Here is a 19,901-nt window from a genome sequence, read left to right as displayed (position 1 = left end):
TCTAATAGGAGGCTTACCTTTTGATTTTTTTACATGTATTAGCGAGCCGCTTGGAAGCGTTTGTTTACTTCTTCCCAGTTAATCAGGTTCCAGAAAGCACCGATGTAGTCTGGGCGTTTGTTTTGGTAATTCAAGTAATAAGCATGCTCCCATACATCTAGACCAAGAACAGGCTTTTTGCCTTCCATGATTGGGCTATCTTGGTTAGGTGTGGAAGTGATTGCTACTTTATCGCCGTCTACAATTAGCCAAGCCCAGCCAGAACCGAAACGGCCTGTAGCTGCTTTTGCAAATTCAGCTTTAAAGTTATCGTAGCTACCGAAAGCTGCATTAATCGCATTAGCAATAGCACCTGTTGGGTTTCCGCCGCCATTTGGACTTAGAATTTCCCAGAATAAGCTGTGGTTCGCATGTCCACCGCCATTGTTACGTACAGCTGTACGAATGCCTTCTGGAAGAGCATCCAGATTGGAAATCAATTCTTCAATGCTTTTTTCTTGAAGATCAGCATGAGCTTCTAAAGCAACATTTAAATTGTTAACGTATGTAGCGTGATGACGATCGTGGTGAATTTCCATTGTTAGTGCATCAAAATGTGGTTCCAATGCATTGTTTGCATATGGTAGTGCAGGTAGTTGATGTGCCATTACAAAAACTCCTCCTTTATGTAGGTAAAAAGTTTATTTACTCTTCTTTTTCTGTTTAATTATAGCGCAAACGACTGACTAATGCAACAAAAATGTTTTGAAAGTATAGTAAGGTGTTTAGTCCTACATTACCGAATGTTCAACCCTTGCAAACCCGATCGCTCATGTTAAACTGTACATTATCAAATATTTCACAATTGCATAAAGGAGTCTGACTGTCATATGGAACTCGACATATCCACCATTGTTTTACTTTCGTTATTAGGATTTTTAGCTGCATTCATTGATAGTTGTGTTGGAGGAGGAGGATTGATTTCCCTGCCTGCCTTGTTGGGTTTAGGTCTCCCTCCTCATTTAGCATTGGGTACAAACAAACTGGCAGGTACTATCTCTTCCCTAACCAGCTCCATCACCTTCATTAGCATGGGTAAATATGATAAAAAGCTAATGTTAATCCTTATGCCCTTTTCATTTATCGGTGCATGGATAGGTGCCCTGACTGTTTTAGATGTTCCTCAAGGCTTTCTTAACACGCTAGTAATTATTATGATGGGTCTTATCTTTGTTTATACTCTTTTAAACAAAAAGTTTGGCCATGAAGCAAACTTTAAAGGGTACACGACCTTTACTATTCCTTGGGGGATTTTGTTTGCTTTTTTGATCGGGTTCTACGATGGTTTTTTTGGTCCTGGCACAGGCTCCTTCTTTGTCTTTCTCATGGTATTATTGTTTGGTTATGATTTTGTAATCGCTGCTGGAAACGGTCGTATCCTTAATCTAGCCAGCAACATTGCTGCGCTTACTGTATTTACCTGGAATGGAAAGGTCTTCTTTTCAACTGGTTTAGTTATGGGGATTGCGATGATTATAGGTGCTACTTTAGGTGCCCGCGTAGCTGTCAAAACAGGTGTCCGTTATGTGCGCCCGCTATTTCTTATTATATCAGTCTCTCTCATTACAAAAATGGTGTATGAACTATTAATCAAATAAAAATAAGCAAAACGGCGTGCAACACCTGATGGTTGCACGCCGTTACTTTTTTACTAATAACAGGCGACTTACTCCTGTTTGGTTGCTGACACGTTTTTACCCGATCGGCACCTGTCTCCCCGTTATTTGCCATCTCTCTGTTGCTTTACACGGGCAATGATTCCGTCGGTTAATAAGCCGATGCCTGCCCCGTAAAAGGGAGCTGCCATTCGAAATCCCGTTGGTAAATCTTTAAGAAAGAACAGTATGACTCCAATGATAAAGCCTAACATCATAAAGCGAATACGCGAGGAGCTCAAGTTGCTTCCCTCCTATTTTGACTTAGGTTTAGGGAGTTTTGTGTTCGGCATTTTCATGTTTTTCATGTTGCGACTCATTTGCTTTAGCTGCTTTTGATTTAAATTCATACCCATAGAACGTGCCATGGTTTGAATTTGTTTTTCATCCATTTGCATGTTGGCTACTTGCTTTTTAAGATAGTGAACTCCACCATAGAACCCACCAGCTAAACCTGCGAGAAGCGTAACAATTGGAATAACCCAGTTGTACCACATGTTCCATTACCATCCTTTTTTAATATCTTATCCCGTCCATTTTACCATAAGAAGCTTCCCTGTCCATGCTGATTTGTGTCGTAAGGTATGAAATGAGGCTAACTTTTTGTGATAGGATCTGCATATACTGTGACGAGGTGAAGAAAAATGACTCCTTTCGTCATGATCGACCCTGGACATGGTGGCATTGATCCAGGAGGAGGGACCAACAACTTGTTTAAAGAAAAAGACCTCGTACTAAAAATGTCCCTTTATCAATACCAGCGTTTTTTAGAATTAAATATTCCGACTTTGCTTACCCGTTCTACAGACATGACGCTTGGAAGCGACCAGCGTGCATCACTAGTTCGTAACAGCGGCGCACGTTATTGTCTTTGCAATCATGTTAATTCGGGTGGCGGACACGGGGCAGAAGGAATCTACTCCATTCATGCTTCCTCAGCCATGGCTCGTTCTCTTTTTGAGGAAATCGAGACAGTTGGCATGCCCGTGAGACGTACCTATACGCGTACTCTTCCTAATAATCCCCAGCTTGATTACTATTTTATGCATCGGGACACTGGAAACGTAGAAACAGTCATCATCGAATATGGATTTGCAGACAATCCGACAGATGCACAGCTCTTAAATACAAAGTGGGAAAATCTTGCAGAAGCCGTTGTTCGTGGTTTTGCTGAGTTTACCAATCGTCCTTATACTCCCCACAAACCACTACACCTGATCCTGATCCTGATCCAAATCCTGATCCGCCAGCTGACTGGAAGCAGGAAGCAGTTAGCTGGCTTTACCAAGAAGGCATTTTAACTAATGAGGATTGGCGGCACAATTACGATAACCCCTTGCCGTTATGGGCAGAAGCCGTCGTGTTACGCCGATTATACGAAAAATTGACGAAAAAATAGGCCATTTATTACACAAGCACGGCTAAACAAAGGAGACGTTCCCATGAGCTTAGACATTGGTGCTATTGTGGCGATCGCCATGGCGGCCACCTCTACCCTATCTAGCTGGCTAGGTATTCCTACGAAGCTACGGGCCTGGACAACATTGGGATTTATTTTGCTATTAAAGATAGGTTACGATTGGTTATATGGCCCCGTACCTTTCATCTGGAAAGATTCCCTCATGCATGGAATCACAGCAGGCCTTGCAGCCGTAGGAATTTACTCTACTACAAAAAATACCCAACAGCATATGCGTTCGATTACCTTTCAACCTTCTGTGCAATCCCTAGAGCAAGAGCAATCCTCTACACAGATTCCTATACCATCCCAAACACAGTCACAAGCGCATACACAGCAGACAGCAATTGAAATCGCATTGAATCAATCCTTATCTCCTCCCACAGCTACCCCTTCTGCCCCTAATACCGATCCAGAACAACTGCCTCCTACTACCGACACACCGACTAGTGAAGCTCCCTTAGAATCACCTTCTCAGTTACCTAATGATTCCTCTCAAAAAAAGAATTTCTCATCCTACGAAGATTATGTCTAAAAGCGAGCCTATGTAATCTGGCTCGCTTTTTTCTGACAAAGCTATTTCCTTTTTACATAACGGGTGAGTGGTGTATCATCCAAGCCGGAATAATTAGCTTTAGCCATCACGCTGACTAGCTCATCCTCTGGGTAACGATAAGCGGATAGCTTACCTCCAAACACACACCCCTGGTCAATATTAATAGCATTCTGCTTTTCACTGCGTTCTGGTTCAGGTCGAGGGTCATGCCCCCAGATGATTAACATATTGGATAAATGCTCTACCGTCCAATCCTTGCGAATGGGCCTACCATCTGGCCCCAAACCTGCCACATCTCCATATCGACAAAAATTTTGGATGGCGGGTGAATCCGTCCCAATATAACTGTCTTTAATCCCAGCATGCACGGCAACTAGAACTTTTTCACCTCGGTATTTCACAATAATATGTGAAGGTGCCGACATGAGCAGTTGCAAACTCGCATAACGAAATTGAGCAGCAGGACGCGCTCCGCGTTCTGCCTCATAACGCGCAAACTGATGTTCCACCAACTCATCCCCATGCGCCAGCATTACACGTCTTCCATCTAGCCAACGTGCAATTTTCCAGCCATGATTGCTGTCTACCATCTCAGCTAGCCCCTCTTTAACATGCCTAATAAAAAAATCAAGTAACTTGAGGGACTCTGGTCCTCTGCTCGTAATATCTCCCAGTGACAGAAGCTTTCTTCCCCTAGGATGTTTATATAGCTGATCCTTTGCATCGAACGTGTAGCCGAGCACCGACAACAGTTCAATAAATTCTTCATAGCAACCATGTATATCTCCGACGACATCTACTCCATTATTTGCTGTGAAGAATTGGGATCGCTTCGGCATAAACTTTTTCATGCGACCAACTCCACTATATTCCATATTCTTTTAGTATTGCCCTAGTAAGCCGGTTTGATAAGCCATAAGCAGAAAAACCCGAAGAATAGCTCCGGGTTTTGGCGTTTCATCTATTTTTCTTAATGTAGCTGATGCTTATGTACATAAATAGCAGCTTGCGTCCGATCTTCTACACCTAATTTCGATAAAACATTACTTACATGCGTCTTAACCGTTTTAATTCCAATAATTAATTCATCCGCAATCTCTTGATTGGATTTTCCCTGCCCGATCAACAGCAGTACCTCCAGCTCACGAGGCGTCAACTGTTGATGCGCTGGTGTCTGTGCACCTGTACGGAAACGAGCCATGATTTTGCTCGCCACTTGCGATTCCAGTACAGGCTCACCTTCTACAGCGGCACGAATGGCTTTCACGATTTCAGAGGCACGGGAGGTTTTTAACAGATAACTGAATGCACCTGCTTCAATAACTGGGTACACTTTTTCATCATCAATAAAGCTGGTAAGTACAATCACCTTGGTGTGCGGCAACACTTCCCGCACTTTTCTTGTTGCCTCAATACCTCCCATACCTTCCATGACCAAATCCATTAGCACCACGTCTGGCTGCATTTCCTCTACCAGACGTACTCCATCTTCCCCACTTGAAGCCTCTCCTACTACTTCTATATCATCCTCTGTGGACAAATAAGAAGCGAGCCCCATACGCACCATCTCATGATCATCTACTAGTAATACCCGGATCATTTTCTCCATCTACTCCTTTTGGGTGAACGTCCAGCAGTAACGGGACGCGTATTTCGATCTGTGTGCCATTGCCCGGTGATGAATAAATCTCCATTGCTCCACCGATTTCATCAACCCTCTCACGCATGGACACCAACCCATATGAGGTCATTTTTTCTCCATCTGGATCAAAGCCAATTCCATCATCCGCAATGCGGAAACGTACATGTCCCTGTAGCGTAAACAATTTTATTGTAATGCTATGTGCTCTGGAATGACGCAAGGAGTTGGATAACGCTTCTTGCAAAATCCGAAATAATTGATCCTCAATACCACTCGGGATGTTGGCAATGTTACTAATTTCCCAGTTAATATCTAATGTATGCTTGATCTTCAACTCTTCTAAAAGCTCTTCAACCGCTTCACCTAGCGATTTATTTTGTAACGTAGCGGGACGCAAGTGTAACAGTAATGCTCTCATTTCTGCTTGAGCTCCTGCTGCCATCTCCTCTACCAGTTCAATCTGTTGAGCTGCTCGACTTGGGTTTTTATCAATCAATCGCTTGATAGCAGCTGTGGTCATCGCGATAGCAAACAATTGCTGACTGACCGCATCATGCAATTCACGTGCAAGTCGTTGTCGTTCTTCTGTCACGGCAGCAACCTTAACCTGATCATGCAATTCCGCATTGTGCGTGGAGAGTCGTTGTAATGATGCTACTTGACCTTCCCATTTAGCTGCAAGCCGATTCAACTGCCAGCCCAGTTCGCCAATTTCGTCTGATCCTAACTCAGGCACCCTATAAGATAGCATTCCGCGTTCTAGATTCATCGTCGCTTCCCACAGAGAATAGAGACGCTTTTTCAATAGATTACCAGCGATATAACCACTGACTAAGCCAACAGCTGTAGCTACTAATAATCCCACGAATAATTGAAAAAAGAAGACACGCCAGCTTAACTCAAAGTGCATGGATACATGTAGATATGTGGACAACCACTCATTAACCTCAGGACGATCCTTGCTATAATGACCGATCCATAAGAAAATACCGAACATCGTCAACACCGTGCTGTTTGTCCAGAACAGCGCTTGTTGAACCGCCTGCCATTGAATGCTTTTTAATGTCGAATAGGATTGTTTCATACGTTAGTACACCCTTTCATCAGATGTACTTTACATCAATATCGCCCACCCAGAGCGAAATGATGATTTTTACTTTTTCAGTAGCTTCTGCGTAGTTATGAGTGGACAACATCACCTTACGCGTAATGCCATTTTGACGATGGCCTAGTACTTCCAATTCTCCAATCGTTACTTCTGCCATCACCTGTACTGGCATGTCGACTGGTACATAGATCGTAACGTCTCCGATCCAGCCGTTGATAACCAGCGTCCCTTCTCTTTCAGGAATCACAGCACGAGAAAGATCAATAACCACATCACCGATGCCTTGCCATATCCGCATATTTTTCAGCTCAAAGCGACCCGAAATCAGTCGATAATCGCCGATCAGGGAACTGCGTGTGTCTTGTGGATTGTGAATATGCACATGATCATAGAACGTTTCATCAAAGCCTTTATTAAAGGTTTTATTTCTGGATTTCCGTTGTTCTCTTTGAGAGCCTTCTTTTGAAGTAAAAGGTTCATCAGGACCATCCGAAAAATAAGAGCCAGAATAGCGTTCGCCTTCAATCCTAGGTCCAAACTGTGTAAAAGGTTCTTTCTTCGCCTTTTGATCGTTCTGCTCGTTTGCAAAGGTTTCCTGTCTTGTCTGTTCTGCTTGGATACCATCTTCTATTTTTACTTGTGCTTCCTGCCATTGTTTCTCTTTTACCAACGCATCCATTGCAAGATCCAACTCATCTTGTTTTGTTGTTGGTTGTTGATATGGTGATGCCTCTCGTACCTTCTCTTCTGTATAAGTTAAGTCTTGGTCAAAGTCATTCTTATTTCGACCTTTGCGACGTATTAATCGAATGCCATAGTAGATAAAGAATAGCGAAAAGATAAAGCCAAACAAATTATGGATCGCAATGCCAAACCATTCTTGAAAAATATTAAGAACGCCAATGGTTAACAAGATACCCCCGGCAATTTTTCTTCCTCGTTTCCAGAATCGGTACCCCCAAAAGATAAGTAGCAGAGGCCATAAGGAAAAAATGCTGAAAAAAACCAGCCCTAAATTATTGAGGAAGAGGCCTAAACCAACAAAGATGATAATGGTACCTGCTACCATTTTTTCTACCCGAGAAAATTTCAAACGGAGCCTACTCCTCTCTCAACTGATTTTTTATCCTTTTTTACATACATATACAAAAGCTGGTGGAATATTGAGTGGGGTAAATTTAATATCCACCTTTGAAAAGCGAAATTCAAGTTCATTTTTAAGTTGCAAAGAGTACTGAAAGGTAACAAATACCCCACCTGGTTCAAGAGACTCTACCACAGAATCCAAGATGTCACTACGTAATTGTTCTGGGAAAACCGCAAAGGGTAGTCCAGAGATAATGGCGTCAAGTGAGGGAATGTTTAATTCATTCATATACTTCGATAATCTAACCGCCTCCGAGCAAATCGGAACTTTAGGGAAGCGATGATGCAGCATCTGTTGAAATTGCGGATCGCGCTCAACGATAAAAAACTGTGCATCTTCCTTCATCTGTGTAAGAATAGCACGTGTAAACACACCGGTTCCTGGCCCCAATTCGGCAATATGCCCCACTTGTTCCCATGGTACATTTTTCATCATTAAATTGCTTAAATAACGCGAACTGGGGATAACGCTCCCTACTTGTCCCGGCCGTGAGACAAAGCGTCTCAGAAACACAAGTAAATCTGACATCTAGTAAACCCTCCTAGGGGAAAAGCAGCCCTAAACAGGGCTGCTGTAATTGATAGTATCTAGTTCTTTATTGCTGACTCTACTTCTTCCCTATTTTCAACAGATTTTCCTGCCAGTTTCTCCTTTAATTTTGCTAATTCATTATCTAATTCATCTTTTTTATCCAGATTTTTCAATGAACGATGGTATTCAGAATCCTCATACATGCCGCTCATGCTTGCTTCTGCTTCCATTTGCATCACTTTTTCCTCCATGCGATGGAAACCGCGAGCTGCGTTTTCAACACCCATGCCTGTTACATAAGAATTGACTTGTTTTTGTGTACGAGCGACTTGAGCTCGGGACATTAACATGTATTTTTTAGCACGCATTTTATAAAACTCTTCTTTTAGCTCAGCCAATTTCTCACGCATTTGTTGAGCGGCATGACTGGATGAATCTAATAGTTCTTTTAATTCAACCGCACGTGATTCATATGTTTTTTGATCCAATAGGGCGCGTCTTGCCAATTCGTCTTCGCCTTCAGATAAAGCAAGCATCACTTGACGTTCACGTTTACCTGCTAGAGTATTAGCCTCTTCATATTGTTGACGGAACTTCTTCTCTTGCGCCACTTGGCGAGCAACCGCAATTTCTACTCGACCAATCTCAGCTTCCATATCACGCATGTATTGAGTAAGCATTACTACCGGATCTTCCATGGAATCAATCGCATTATTTACTGAAGCCACCGTTACATCACGCAGTCTTTTAAAAATACTCATCTTAAAATTCCTCCCTAGAGTTTATCATTTTTTGGTTTTTGTAATCAAAACAAATCCTTTTGTTGACGTTTCTTTAGTTCGTGTTCCCAACGATCTAGCTTATCTTCTCGTAGTACACTTTTTGCCCAGTCTCTTTCCCAAATCGGTGGAGCTTCATGCTGAGAAGTATGTCGTTGGCTTTTCATTACTTTAAAGCCAAAGTAGATGATCGCAATGGCTAACATGCAACCAAAAAGCAAGCTCAATTTATCTAAGAGCATTAATAGCCCGAAGAGGAAAACGAAGATTCCCCATCCCTTATTTCCTGTTGAGCCAGCGCTTAACACCTTTTTGCAACCATAAATCATTAATAGCCCTGCGATAAACATGGGGATTAACCTGTCGATTCCTAGCCCTAGTTTGTCAAGCAACACCAGTACCCCTACGACAATCAGCGTAAGCCCCAGAAATATTTTTCCGGATTGCCCTTGCAAATGTTTTCCCTCCTTTTTTTCAATCGCTTGTTGTTCATGACCTTATTGTAGTCGACCCGGAAACAATCTATAACGGGCGAGCGGATGGTTTTCGCCTCAGCCCTGAGTCGGAGAGAATGTCCATCCTTAAAAGGAACAATAGATTTTAAGGGAAAGTAGGTAAGAAATACGGTAAATCAATAGGAAATGATTGGAGGGTTTCAGAGGTGTTTCTACTATAAATATATAAAGGAAGTGACGTTGTTATCAGAATTAGATAAGACGGGTATTATCTAAAAAGATTACTTAGAAATATGTCGAAAATGTGAACTTTAATAAAAAAAAAAGGGGAATGGCGACGAAAGTAGAATTTAATTTCTCTGTAAAAAAAATCGAAAAATAGCCGAGTTCCAGACAATGGAAACGGGGGAACCATACTTTGGGGTGAATAGCTGTGTTATACCAAACAGCTTAGGGAAACCTTTCGACCGAACCCATCAGCTAACCTCGGAGGCTTAAAGGGAAGGGGCTCATTCGTTGCGTAAGTTTGTGTGTTCCATACTAATGACTGCATTACTAGCCGTGGGTGGAGGTTCTGTATTCGCATCTTCCAACTCACTAGGCGACACTATCAATTCTTTGTATGGCGTACCTTACAAAGCAGCCGGTAAATCTACTTCCGGTTTTGATTGTTCCGGTTTTACCGGGTACGTGTTTAGTTCCTTAGGAACAAAACTTCCAGCTTCTTCTGCTTCTCAGTTTGATATGGGCGAGTCAGTAGATCGAGAAGACCTAAAGCCAGGTGATTTGGTGTTTTTTAACACGAATGGTACAAACATTTCTCACGTAGGCATCTATATTGGAAACAATATGTTCGCTCACTCCGAAACAGGAATTGGGGTAACGAAGACAAGCCTAGACGATCCCTACTATTGGAGCAAGAGATACGTAGGTGCTAAACGTGTAGCAATCGCAGACCTGGAAGACTAAACATCTTTTTCAAATAAGATGAAAAAGAAGAATGACCTTTTTATACAAAAGCCAGGGACAAAAGTCTCTGGCTTTTTCTGACTACAATTAGTACCAGCTCACATGATAAGACTATATCTTTCCTTATATTTAGTTGTGCCAGACGCACTTATCCATGATATGATGAGACTAATTGCATTTCGTAGAAACTAGGAGGGTCTCCCTTGAAAGATCATATTTTTGTTGTGGACGACAACCAAGAGATTGTCGATCTGCTCCAAGACATCCTTGAGAATGAAGGTTTTGACGTTTCTCATGCTAATAACGGAGAAGAAGCACTTGCAAAACTAGACAGCGGGTTAAGCCCAAATCTCATTCTACTTGATATTATGATGCCACAAATGAGTGGCTATGAACTCTGTGCCCAAATTCGTCGCGAACGGGAAATGCCTATCATTTTCCTCAGTGCAAAAGGCAAACCAGTTGATAAAGTTGTAGGATTAGAGATTGGTGCTGATGATTATATCACCAAGCCTTTTGATACAGAAGAATTACTGGCTCGCATCCGCGCACACCTACGTCGCTATGATCGGTTGCGAAAATTAACTGCTCACACTGAACAACTAGATAAGGAAGCAGGAAATTCACCTCTTACTATCTTAAAATTTAAAGGCCTGGAAATTCATAAGGAAACCTACTCTGTTTATGTAGGTGAAAATAAAATTGATTTGTCCACAAAAGAATTTCAATTATTAACCTTCCTAGCAGAGAATCCAGGGATTGTTTTTACCCGAGAACAAATCTATGATCGCGTATGGGGCTATGGTTATGGCTCGCTTAATACTGTTACGGTACATATTAAGAACCTACGTGAAAAACTAGAAATAGAACGCACATTTATTAAGACGCAATGGGGAACTGGTTACGTCTTTATTGGGGAGCGTATCTAATTCGTGAAAATCAGCAATAAAATACTGCTCGCCTTTTTAGCTGTCATCGTGATTCATATTTTGGCATACCGCTTTGTCTTTCAAAACATTATTGTGGATCAGCTTAAAACAGATCGCCATGAGCAGTTCTTGCTGGGAAAGGAAGTCGCCGAGCGAGTCAGCTTTAATGAGGTGATTCGTCGTTCCTTGTTTAAAGATCCCAATGAATTAAAAGAATTGACTAAACAGTTGCCAGAAGACTTGATGTACACCATTGTAGTGGAAGATGAGAATGGCAATGCAATTACCACAAAAACTTCAGAAGCCTTTGAAACAAAAGGCAAAGGATTAAAAATGGTGGTAGCCGAGTATTTCATTGATCGTAGTGCTCCTGTTGAAGGTAGGACTGTTGTTCGATTTTATACTGATGATTATGATATTCTCGCTTCCAAAGGGGTCTCCATGACCATTATGTACATTTATGTCAGCCTGATTTTCATAGGTATTATCTTATTTATTGTTGTCATTCGCTGGATACTACGTCCTGTTGATGAACTTTCTCGCGTTACCCAGGAAATTAAGGCTGGTAAACGAGATGTTGCCTTTTCTTATCAATCGACGGATGAATTTGGGCAACTATTCCACTATTTCGATGACATGGTGGAAGAACTCAATTTTGTAGAAGATCGCCAACAAGAATTGATGGCAGCCATTGCTCATGATTTCCGTACACCATTAACCACCATTAAAGGTTATGCCTCTTATATTGCCTCGGGTCGTGTCACCGATCTTGAACGCATTCAGAAACAGATGGGGAAAATTGAGGAAAAGGCTCTTGATTTGGAAAATTTGTTGGATGAGTTGCAGGACCACAATCAATGGATGGGACGCTTTCCACTTAACTTAACTCGCATTCATATACGCACGTTCGCTATCAACATCGCTGAAGAGTACGCTACTCGTCTGGAACATAGTCCAATTAGCTTCTCTAGTAAATTCCGCATTTCTGATTCATTACATATGGAAGCAGATGAGCAAAAACTACGTCGTGTTCTAGAGAACCTACTAAATAACGCCATTCATTATAATAAACCAAATGGAAGTATCCTGTTCACCTGTGATATGGGGAATAATGAAGTTAGCTTCTCTGTCATCGATAAAGGGGAAGGCATCGCAGAAGAAGATCTATCCAAAATCTTCACCAAATTTTATCGAGCTGAAAAATCACGTAATCGCAACAATGGTGGTACTGGGCTCGGACTGACAATCTGCCAACGACTAGTTGAGCGACATGAGGGTAAAATTATTGTTAGCAGTCAGTTAGGAATAGGCAGTGCCTTTACGGTAGCCATTCCTCTTAAACAGAAAAACACATCTCTAGATAAACCTTTACCAAAGGATTAGGAGAATCATCCGGCCTTAGTAAAGAATACTGATCTAAAAGTAGATATAGAAATACCGCATCGGAGCGAGCTTCCAACTCTGACGCGGTATTTTTTGCTTGTCTCCTACTGTATCATCGTATTCATACTATCCTGTGGTGCAGGTTACATTTCTCGTTGCGCTAGTAATCGCAATGATTCAATACAGCATTCTACAATTTCATTCAAATCAGGAATATTCCCTTCGTCAATCTTACGATGGAAATCTAGTTGTATTCGAACCTTGAACTGTTCAGGTGGCCAGCTCCATTCTTGATGCTCATCTACTGTAAACATCACCTGTTGTGTAATATGCGGGCGATGTCCCCAAATTTCATTTAAAATATGTATCACTTGTGCAGATTCGTGAGGTACATCCCTCATAGATAAATCAAAATGAATACATATACGACAGCCCATCGGTACCGCAAGAGTTTGTTCTAACTGTTCACTTGCAATATCAGATAGTTCCGTCGAGAGCTGAATTTCAGCAGTAACCTTGTGTTTGTTGTTGTTCTCCTCGGGAGAAAGTAAGTGAAATTGAATATGAAAATAACGTCCAAATTTGGCTAAATCAACAGCATCTACTCGATTTGTAACCAAAATGTCGCCATCTAAATCATGGTCATAAACAGCGCCTTCCAGTACAACTTTAATATTGTCATAAATAATAGGATGAAACATCGAAAAGCTCCTCTCCATATTCTGTTCTTAGAATGCCCTGTTTTCTTTGCTGGTGCAAGTAAAACGTAAAGAAAAATTGGCGCTTGCACAACCTTACTGGTATGTAGTAGATGCAGCACTCATACATTTTTATCTCAAGAAAAAGAAGCCATTCTGCTCGATTTGCAGAATGACTTATCAAGGGTATCTATAGGGAGAAAAGAAAGGTTCCAACAAAAGGTAATTTATTACCTATACATTAAGCTTTCACGATCATGTATTTCTTTTCGGAGCAATCCAAGCATTCGGACATATAGGATTCCGCTTGTTCTGTAATTGGTTGACCACAGCATTCACATTGTTTTGGTCCTAATGTAGCAAAGAAATGACTCATTTTCTCCATGTTAATCGCCTCCGTATGTTTTTCCTGCTTCAAACTGTTACACCCATTGTACTACAACAGTTAATTAATAAAAAATGTTGTTATAGCACATTTTACGGCGATTATCCGTTATCTGGTTACCCTATCTCTAGAATGCTCTTTCTTTCTCTGTATTAATACTATTTTCACTAAATAACCCTGTTATAACACAAGAAATATTATCCAGTGATGAAAATGACTGGCGAAAATCCTTATGAACAGTAACAGATTACTCTATTCTTCATAAAGAAAACCCCGCAGTTATGACTGCGAGGCTACTCTAGACAACGTATTTCCATTTGTTTTTATGATAATTTTTTGTTTCAAAAATTCCTGCTCCTGCTTATTCGTGATATAGCCAAGCTTTTTCATTCTGCTTAGTACCACATGCTGACGCGTCATTGCCTTATCTGGATATTTAATTGGTGAATAGTTTTCAGGTGCTTTTGGTAAAGCCGCCAGCATGGCTGCTTCGCTCTCGTTAATCGTTTTGAACTTTGGATCATGTAGTCGTACAGTTTTACCAAAATAATGCTGTGCAGCTGCTTCAATTCCGTATTTTCCATGACCAAAATAAATATTGTTTAAATACATCTCTACTATCTCATCTTTAGTAAATTGACGTTCTAAATTCATCGCAATGAATGCTTCCTTCAACTTACGTGTATAGGTTTTTTCATTTGTTAAAAATAAGTTTCTAGCTAATTGCATGCTAATCGTACTGCCACCTTGACGCTTGCTCTCTGACATGGTGTTGATCCATAATGCACGTCCAAATGCAATATAATCAATTCCTTTATGGTTATAGTAGCGATGGTCCTCAATAGCTATAAAAGCATCCTTCAAGTAAGTAGGCATTTCGTCTGCTGCAACATACGTCCCTTGGCCTCCTAGACTGCTACCTACAGTCTTCGTTAAGATCTGTTGGTCAATCAAATAAGTACCCGCTATCGTTATAGTAGAATACACAATAACTTGTAAGAAAAGCGCAGCAACCAAAAAAATCACTAACCATTTTGGTACTTTGGTACGCCAGGTGTTATGTTTGCTTTGTTCTAACGGTTGTGCTGTTCCTTGTAAGACATGGTTCATGATTGCTGCCTCCCTTCCTACTTTATTGGACGTTGTTTTCTTTGACATGTTTCGACTTTTTTCACGTTGTGTATCTTATTGTAGTACAAGAACCTTTCCGTTACCTATTTAAAAGTCTTACAGAAACCTTAAATTTTTGTAAGGTTTCCTCATCAAAAGTGGGGCTTACAACAGAAAAAAGCCTGATTCCCTTAGGGAATCAGACCTCAACCACCCAGGCTTACATGCCGGTTTGGTTGGTAAGCTGTGTTTACCTACACTGCTTCGTAAATTGCTTCGTAACGCTTGCCGATCTCTTCGTCGTTTACACCGAATTCTTTCATGCGTTTAATCATTACTTGAGCCCAAATATTTGTACGCTCAGCAATTTTAGCGAATTTCTTGGCTTCTTTACCTTTGCGCTTAGAACGATCTTCGCTGTTCGCTTTTAAGTTATCCAGAATGAAGATCATACGCATGGTATCTTCTTCAGTCATGTTTGTCCATTCACTATCTAAAAATACCAATACTTCTTTATAATACTTATCAAACTCAGGTAAAGAGATTTCTGTATCCATATTTAGATATTCTTTCAATTGGTCAAACAATGCATCCATCGTTCGTAACACTCCCTTAATTGGCTTAAGCACCATTATAACAAAAATGAAGAAGACAGGGGAAGAAAAAAGCTGACTGTTAATAAGTAGTAACAATTTGTAAACAGAAGCTTCTTTATGTAGGAAGGCTTTTTTCAAGTATAACCTGTTTGCTAGTAGCATTGGTCCTTTCATTCCTCACATGTGAAGACCTACCTGTTATACTTGGTGGATCGTTTGTTATTTGTTAGTATAGAGACTATCGGTTACATTTCCTTGTAGCTCGTAACGTAGTTTCCAAGAAAGAGGTTTATCTCATGAATAAAAGAAGGAACCATCCCAACAAGCAAAACACCAAACACTTTACAAAAAACAATAACAAATCTACTAGCAAAAATCAGGCCCCAGCCAAACAATATACGGTGAAAGAACCGTCTGAGTTACTGCCTTTTTTATTACAGCATATTACAAATCTCAGCCGTAACTCTATTAAATCCCTGTTAACGCGTGGACAAGTATTAGTAAACGATCGAGTTGTGACAACCCACAATCATGCGTTGCATCCTGGACAAACCGTCTCCCTTCAGAACAAAAAGGTTTCTGAAACACCACCTATGATCGGAATCAAAATTTTACATGAAGATGATGATGTCATTGTTATTCAAAAAGAAGCTGGATTGCTATCAATTGCCTCTCCGCAAGAGAAAGAGTTGACGGTCTATCGTCAATTGACAGCCCATGTGCGTCTTGATAATTCTAACAATAGAATTTTTGTCGTGCACCGTCTAGATCGAGACACATCTGGTGTTATGATGTTTGCTAAAAGCGAGAGAGTTCAACAAGCACTCCAAAACTCTTGGAAGGACAGCGTCAAAGAGCGCCTATACATTGCCCTTGTGGAAGGAACCGTAAAAAAACAAGAGGGCACCATTTCATCGTGGCTAAAAGAAAGTAGTACATTAAAAATGTATTCCAGTCACTATCCAAATGACGGGCAACATGCTGTTACTCACTACAAAGTGCTTCAATCAGATCGAAATTTCTCAATGCTGGAGGTCCATCTCGAAACAGGCCGAAAAAATCAAATCCGTGTACACATGGAAGACATTGGACACCCAATTGTAGGTGATAAGAAATACAGTGCTAAGTCCAAACCAATTGGGCGATTAGGACTACACGCAAGAGTCTTATCGTTTATACATCCTAGTACGGGAGAATTATTACGCTTTGAATCAGAAATTCCTAAGACGTTTTTTCATCCATTTAAAAAGGATGAGGAATAAGGAAAGGAACGAAAAAATTGTAAGACTGAGGCTAATGTCAGGTGCGACGACTTCAGGTGTTCATAGTGCGTTTATCTTTACAATTGCCATAGTAAGCATAGCCAAAAACAAGAAAGGATTTTATAAGTAAAGTTGTTACTTTACCTTTTAGACAAGCTACATGTGTATATTTTTATCTGCCTACTATCTTGACATAACAACAGGTATTTACATATACTGTTAGCGTATAACGATACTAAGTGATAATGAGGTGTAGAAAAGGATATGATGATTTTATCGACTGTTCTTATCAGAGATTTGGCTTAATACGGGAGAAGTCTGCCCATTTTTCGTTAGCCAATCTGAGGACAGTAGATAAAGAATCTTATTCCTTTCTTACTAACATTATTTTGTAGTGGGTAAGGTACATTCGCCTTACCCATTTTTATGTTCAGCTAATTGAATATTATTTTTATCATGCTGTTCTCTCGTTTGGCTTTCCATGTGAAACAAAAAGGAGAGAGTGGAATGAGTATGTTAACAGTTGAAAATGTTACGCATATGTATGGAGATAAAATAATTTTTCAAAATATAGGTTTCCGATTACTTCGAGGGGAACACGCTGGTCTTGTTGGAAGTAATGGAGCAGGAAAATCAACACTCCTACGCATTTTAGCAGGCGAACTTCTTCCCGATGCAGGAAAAATCGAATGGTTTTCCCATCTAAATGTCGGTTACTTACAGCAACATATTGATTTACAGGCTGGTACAACCATTATGCAATACTTGCAAGGCGCTTTTGCTTATTTGTATGAGACAGAAAAAATGATGCTGCAAATAACAGAGCAAATGGCTAGTTCGGGTAATCACCTTGAACAATTGCTAGTACGCTATGGTGAGTTGCAAAGTATTCTAGATCACTCTGATTTTTATCATATAGAAGCTAAAATAGAAGAAATTGCTTCCGGATTAGGCATTTTAGAACTTGGTATGGATCGTGATGTCGAAAAGCTAAGCGGTGGCCAACGAACAAAACTATTGTTAGGAAAGCTTTTATTAGAAGAACCACATGTTTTATTACTTGATGAACCAACAAACTATCTTGATGATGTGCATATAGAATGGCTCATCAACTATTTGAAAAGCTATGAGCATGCCTATCTTGTAGTCTCACATAATGAAAGGTTTCTAAATCAAATAACAACTACCATTTATCATTTAGAACATCAGACAATCAAACGGTATACGGGTAACTATGAGAATTTCGTAAAAGGCTATGAGCAAAGTAGGCAACAACTACAAGAGACATATGAAAGACAACAAAGAGAAATTATCAGGTTAGAGAATTTCATTGATAAGAATCGAGTTCGTAAAGCCAAACAAGCAAAGAGTCGTGAGAAAGCACTAGAAAGGATCACCCGCGTTGGCAAACCAACCTCTGCGTCAAAGCCACGCTTTATATTTCATGTTCATTTGGAACCAGTCAACCAAATTTTGGAGGCAACTCATATTCAAATTGGCTATACAGAACCTTTATTGGGGCCGATTGATTTACAAGTAAAACGCGGTGAAAAAATTGCAATCGTAGGCCATAACGGCATTGGAAAATCCACCATGCTAAAAACACTACTGGGACATTTGCAACCGTTACGGGGTATTGTACAAGTTGGGGAACGAGTAAAGCCAGCCTATTTTTCACAGGAAGGATTTGCTTCGAATCAGACACCCCTTGAGCAAGTATGGTCATTACGACCTGATTTGACACAAAAAGAAATTAGACAGGAGCTAGCAAGGTCTGGTCTAAATGAACAACATATCAGGCAACCACTCTGCTCATTGAGCGGTGGAGAACAAGCCAAGGTCCGGTTATGCGAGCTCATGTTAACAAACAGCAACGTACTTGTCTTAGATGAACCTACAAATCATTTAGATGTTGGCTCAAAACAAGCGTTTAAAGAAGCACTCAAGCAATATAAAGGAACAATACTACTTGTTTCTCATGAACCTGCCTTTTATGAAGAATGGGTAACGCAAGTGTGGCAAGTACAGGATTGGTGTCAAAAGTAAAATAAAAGGTTTCAACAGGAGTTTGAACTCCGTTGAAACCTTTTTCGTTGTTTATTACAGCATTCCCAATCATTTGATATTATCAAGTCATTACACTACACAAGGATTGGCCATTTTAATCATGAAAGTTCTCGGCTTCGGACAAAGCGTGTCTTCTGACACGTTAATTGACCGACTACTTCTTTGAATAACTAACAAGAACAGGTATACTAATCTTGTACAGATTGCTCATTGAAAACGGAATGTATGGGGTTGCCATAAGGAATGCTTTGTGGCGTAAAACATTCAAGCACCTTCGTCCTCTCTGACCGAAAAGCGAAAACCAAGCAGTAGGTCAGAGAGAAGAGTCCAACGTACACTTTTTTTCAATAACCGTAGGGACTACGGGGATAGCCTGCTAATTCTCACTTCGTTGGATGTGATAGCGCAGGAATCTCGTGGCTTTAGCCATGAGAGGTTCAATTATTTACTTATTGAGCCAAGCTATGATAACCGGCCTCTCCATACGGTTGTAACTTTACCAACCACTTTTCGTGCATCTTGCTTAGTTCATCCGCAGGGTCAAAATACCCCTCTGTCTTTTCTTTTAGCTCTTCCAAAACTTCAAAAATAAAAGCTTCCTCCCCATATTCATTCCATTCCTGTTGTAGCTGTTTGTTTTGATGAGAACCAGTTTTTAATTGAAATAACCGACCGTTCATCATCTTTAGATTGAGGGTACTTCCTACAAATACCTTTTGGTTACGGATGTTTTTAATTTGATACACCCCACCTACTCGTTTTGTTTCTTTGTATTGTCGTTTTAATTCCGCTTTCCTGTTCGTAGACATTGTGATTTTCCTTTCTGTTGTAAGATTGTCTTCTCGGGACTATACAGCCAATAAAACTAAACGTTATTTTTATTTGTTTATATAATAATAGACAATAATCCTTTTTGTCTATACTTAAATATAAATCCCGATTTCTTTATTCCATTTTATAGCTTTATTACCCTTCGTCCTCTTCACAAGCTTATTGTTGTTTTACATGTTGACCGTTCCCCGGATTGGTAGTGGTGAAGACAAAAAACATTTTCCCGCCTTTCTAGCTGTAATTTTCGTTTTCCCCTTAACATGTAGGAGATATAATGGTATGGATGGACAGAATATCACC

The 19,901-nt window shown here is 40.4% G+C and carries 21 protein-coding genes and 1 pseudogene; 8 read left to right on the top strand and 14 right to left on the bottom strand.

Features of this window, described 5'->3' with window-relative positions:
- Nucleotides 1–38 precede the first annotated feature (38 nt).
- A complete protein-coding gene (locus EEL30_10010) occupies nucleotides 39–647 on the bottom strand; it encodes a superoxide dismutase (GenBank protein ID QDX92628.1) in 609 nt (202 codons plus the stop codon).
- 222 nt (nucleotides 648–869) lie between these two features.
- On the opposite strand from EEL30_10010, the gene EEL30_10005 reads away from it, so the two are divergent.
- Complete coding sequence (locus EEL30_10005) at nucleotides 870–1,637, top strand: hypothetical protein (protein ID QDX92627.1); 768 nt, start codon at nucleotides 870–872, stop codon at nucleotides 1,635–1,637.
- A gap of 311 nt (nucleotides 1,638–1,948) precedes the next feature.
- Here the strand turns inward: EEL30_10005 and EEL30_10000 are convergent, their stop codons facing one another.
- Nucleotides 1,949–2,191 (bottom strand): YneF family protein, encoded by a 243-nt coding sequence (locus EEL30_10000; GenBank protein ID QDX92626.1) that lies wholly within the window; start codon nucleotides 2,189–2,191, stop codon nucleotides 1,949–1,951.
- Nucleotides 2,192–2,338: 147 nt separating this feature from the next.
- Here EEL30_10000 and EEL30_09995 point away from each other — a divergent pair.
- Nucleotides 2,339–3,093, top strand: a pseudogene (locus EEL30_09995) (N-acetylmuramoyl-L-alanine amidase).
- A 43-nt stretch (nucleotides 3,094–3,136) separates the two neighbouring features.
- Entirely contained in the window at nucleotides 3,137–3,688 is a 552-nt protein-coding gene (locus EEL30_09990; GenBank protein ID QDX92625.1) for a hypothetical protein, read from the top strand.
- 41 nt (nucleotides 3,689–3,729) lie between these two features.
- Here the strand turns inward: EEL30_09990 and EEL30_09985 are convergent, their stop codons facing one another.
- From EEL30_09985 to EEL30_09955, 7 genes are all read right to left on the bottom strand, one after another.
- Nucleotides 3,730–4,560 (bottom strand): biotin transporter BioY, encoded by an 831-nt coding sequence (locus EEL30_09985; GenBank protein QDX92624.1) that lies wholly within the window; start codon nucleotides 4,558–4,560, stop codon nucleotides 3,730–3,732.
- Between the two features lie 119 nt (nucleotides 4,561–4,679).
- Entirely contained in the window at nucleotides 4,680–5,309 is a 630-nt protein-coding gene (locus EEL30_09980) for a DNA-binding response regulator (GenBank protein QDX92623.1), read from the bottom strand.
- Nucleotides 5,284–6,435 carry a sensor histidine kinase gene (locus tag EEL30_09975; GenBank protein QDX92622.1) on the bottom strand — a complete coding sequence of 384 codons (1,152 nt, stop codon included), beginning with the start codon at nucleotides 6,433–6,435 and terminating at the stop codon, nucleotides 5,284–5,286. Before EEL30_09975 ends, EEL30_09980 begins: the two co-directional genes overlap by 26 nt.
- Nucleotides 6,436–6,454: 19 nt before the next feature.
- On the bottom strand, nucleotides 6,455–7,552 hold the full coding sequence (locus tag EEL30_09970) for a hypothetical protein (GenBank protein QDX92621.1): 1,098 nt from the start codon (nucleotides 7,550–7,552) through the stop codon (nucleotides 6,455–6,457).
- A gap of 30 nt (nucleotides 7,553–7,582) precedes the next feature.
- The gene (locus tag EEL30_09965) at nucleotides 7,583–8,134 is read right to left on the bottom strand and encodes a phospholipid methyltransferase (GenBank protein ID QDX92620.1); all 552 of its coding nucleotides are present in this window, start codon (nucleotides 8,132–8,134) and stop codon (nucleotides 7,583–7,585) included.
- Nucleotides 8,135–8,193: 59 nt separating this feature from the next.
- Nucleotides 8,194–8,898, bottom strand: coding sequence for a PspA/IM30 family protein (locus tag EEL30_09960; GenBank protein ID QDX92619.1), 705 nt, complete (start codon nucleotides 8,896–8,898; stop codon nucleotides 8,194–8,196).
- 44 nt (nucleotides 8,899–8,942) lie between these two features.
- The gene (locus EEL30_09955; protein ID QDX92618.1) at nucleotides 8,943–9,371 is read right to left on the bottom strand and encodes a hypothetical protein; all 429 of its coding nucleotides are present in this window, start codon (nucleotides 9,369–9,371) and stop codon (nucleotides 8,943–8,945) included.
- A 516-nt stretch (nucleotides 9,372–9,887) separates the two neighbouring features.
- Here EEL30_09955 and EEL30_09950 point away from each other — a divergent pair.
- The 3 genes from EEL30_09950 (at nucleotide 9,888) to EEL30_09940 (ending at nucleotide 12,652) form a co-directional block, all read left to right on the top strand.
- A complete protein-coding gene (locus EEL30_09950) occupies nucleotides 9,888–10,340 on the top strand; it encodes an NlpC/P60 family protein (GenBank protein QDX92617.1) in 453 nt (150 codons plus the stop codon).
- Nucleotides 10,341–10,543: 203 nt separating this feature from the next.
- On the top strand, nucleotides 10,544–11,269 hold the full coding sequence (locus EEL30_09945; protein ID QDX92616.1) for a DNA-binding response regulator: 726 nt from the start codon (nucleotides 10,544–10,546) through the stop codon (nucleotides 11,267–11,269).
- A 3-nt stretch (nucleotides 11,270–11,272) separates the two neighbouring features.
- Nucleotides 11,273–12,652 (top strand): sensor histidine kinase, encoded by a 1,380-nt coding sequence (locus EEL30_09940; GenBank protein ID QDX92615.1) that lies wholly within the window; start codon nucleotides 11,273–11,275, stop codon nucleotides 12,650–12,652.
- Between the two features lie 143 nt (nucleotides 12,653–12,795).
- Here the strand turns inward: EEL30_09940 and EEL30_09935 are convergent, their stop codons facing one another.
- From EEL30_09935 to EEL30_09920, 4 genes are all read right to left on the bottom strand, one after another.
- The gene (locus EEL30_09935) at nucleotides 12,796–13,353 is read right to left on the bottom strand and encodes a hypothetical protein (protein ID QDX92614.1); all 558 of its coding nucleotides are present in this window, start codon (nucleotides 13,351–13,353) and stop codon (nucleotides 12,796–12,798) included.
- 238 nt (nucleotides 13,354–13,591) lie between these two features.
- A complete protein-coding gene (locus EEL30_09930; GenBank protein ID QDX92613.1) occupies nucleotides 13,592–13,735 on the bottom strand; it encodes a YhfH family protein in 144 nt (47 codons plus the stop codon).
- A gap of 279 nt (nucleotides 13,736–14,014) precedes the next feature.
- On the bottom strand, nucleotides 14,015–14,845 hold the full coding sequence (locus tag EEL30_09925; GenBank protein QDX92612.1) for a penicillin-binding protein: 831 nt from the start codon (nucleotides 14,843–14,845) through the stop codon (nucleotides 14,015–14,017).
- Nucleotides 14,846–15,099: 254 nt separating this feature from the next.
- Entirely contained in the window at nucleotides 15,100–15,441 is a 342-nt protein-coding gene (locus tag EEL30_09920; protein QDX95726.1) for a hypothetical protein, read from the bottom strand.
- Nucleotides 15,442–15,737: 296 nt separating this feature from the next.
- Between EEL30_09920 and EEL30_09915 the strand changes: the two genes are divergently transcribed.
- Nucleotides 15,738–16,703 carry an RluA family pseudouridine synthase gene (locus EEL30_09915; protein QDX92611.1) on the top strand — a complete coding sequence of 322 codons (966 nt, stop codon included), beginning with the start codon at nucleotides 15,738–15,740 and terminating at the stop codon, nucleotides 16,701–16,703.
- Nucleotides 16,704–17,210: 507 nt separating this feature from the next.
- Nucleotides 17,211–18,749, top strand: a complete 1,539-nt coding sequence (locus EEL30_09910; GenBank protein ID QDX92610.1) for an ABC transporter ATP-binding protein — start codon at nucleotides 17,211–17,213, stop codon at nucleotides 18,747–18,749.
- Nucleotides 18,750–19,219: 470 nt separating this feature from the next.
- Here the strand turns inward: EEL30_09910 and EEL30_09905 are convergent, their stop codons facing one another.
- Entirely contained in the window at nucleotides 19,220–19,579 is a 360-nt protein-coding gene (locus tag EEL30_09905) for a GIY-YIG nuclease family protein (GenBank protein ID QDX92609.1), read from the bottom strand.
- Nucleotides 19,580–19,901: the final 322 nt, after the last annotated feature.

Source organism: Brevibacillus laterosporus (genome assembly GCA_007833815.1).
GTDB classification, from domain to species: Bacteria; Bacillota; Bacilli; order Brevibacillales; family Brevibacillaceae; genus Brevibacillus_B; species Brevibacillus_B laterosporus_D.
The sequence above is the reverse complement of the archived record's forward strand: the minus strand, read 5'-3'. Positions and strand labels throughout refer to the sequence as shown.

What these genes read in the sequence shown, in the direction of transcription:
- EEL30_10010 (QDX92628.1), bottom strand. Translation starts at nt 647, where the DNA reads ATGGCACATCAACTACCTGCACTACCATATGCAAACAATGCATTGGAA.
- EEL30_10005 (QDX92627.1), top strand. Translation starts at nt 870, where the DNA reads ATGGAACTCGACATATCCACCATTGTTTTACTTTCGTTATTAGGATTT.
- EEL30_10000 (QDX92626.1), bottom strand. Translation starts at nt 2,191, where the DNA reads ATGTGGTACAACTGGGTTATTCCAATTGTTACGCTTCTCGCAGGTTTA.
- EEL30_09990 (QDX92625.1), top strand. Translation starts at nt 3,137, where the DNA reads ATGAGCTTAGACATTGGTGCTATTGTGGCGATCGCCATGGCGGCCACC.
- EEL30_09985 (QDX92624.1), bottom strand. Translation starts at nt 4,560, where the DNA reads ATGAAAAAGTTTATGCCGAAGCGATCCCAATTCTTCACAGCAAATAAT.
- EEL30_09980 (QDX92623.1), bottom strand. Translation starts at nt 5,309, where the DNA reads ATGATCCGGGTATTACTAGTAGATGATCATGAGATGGTGCGTATGGGG.
- EEL30_09975 (QDX92622.1), bottom strand. Translation starts at nt 6,435, where the DNA reads ATGAAACAATCCTATTCGACATTAAAAAGCATTCAATGGCAGGCGGTT.
- EEL30_09965 (QDX92620.1), bottom strand. Translation starts at nt 8,134, where the DNA reads ATGTCAGATTTACTTGTGTTTCTGAGACGCTTTGTCTCACGGCCGGGA.
- EEL30_09960 (QDX92619.1), bottom strand. Translation starts at nt 8,898, where the DNA reads ATGAGTATTTTTAAAAGACTGCGTGATGTAACGGTGGCTTCAGTAAAT.
- EEL30_09935 (QDX92614.1), bottom strand. Translation starts at nt 13,353, where the DNA reads ATGTTTCATCCTATTATTTATGACAATATTAAAGTTGTACTGGAAGGC.
- EEL30_09930 (QDX92613.1), bottom strand. Translation starts at nt 13,735, where the DNA reads ATGGAGAAAATGAGTCATTTCTTTGCTACATTAGGACCAAAACAATGT.
- EEL30_09925 (QDX92612.1), bottom strand. Translation starts at nt 14,845, where the DNA reads ATGAACCATGTCTTACAAGGAACAGCACAACCGTTAGAACAAAGCAAA.
- EEL30_09920 (QDX95726.1), bottom strand. Translation starts at nt 15,441, where the DNA reads ATGGATGCATTGTTTGACCAATTGAAAGAATATCTAAATATGGATACA.
- EEL30_09915 (QDX92611.1), top strand. Translation starts at nt 15,738, where the DNA reads ATGAATAAAAGAAGGAACCATCCCAACAAGCAAAACACCAAACACTTT.
- EEL30_09910 (QDX92610.1), top strand. Translation starts at nt 17,211, where the DNA reads ATGAGTATGTTAACAGTTGAAAATGTTACGCATATGTATGGAGATAAA.
- EEL30_09905 (QDX92609.1), bottom strand. Translation starts at nt 19,579, where the DNA reads ATGTCTACGAACAGGAAAGCGGAATTAAAACGACAATACAAAGAAACA.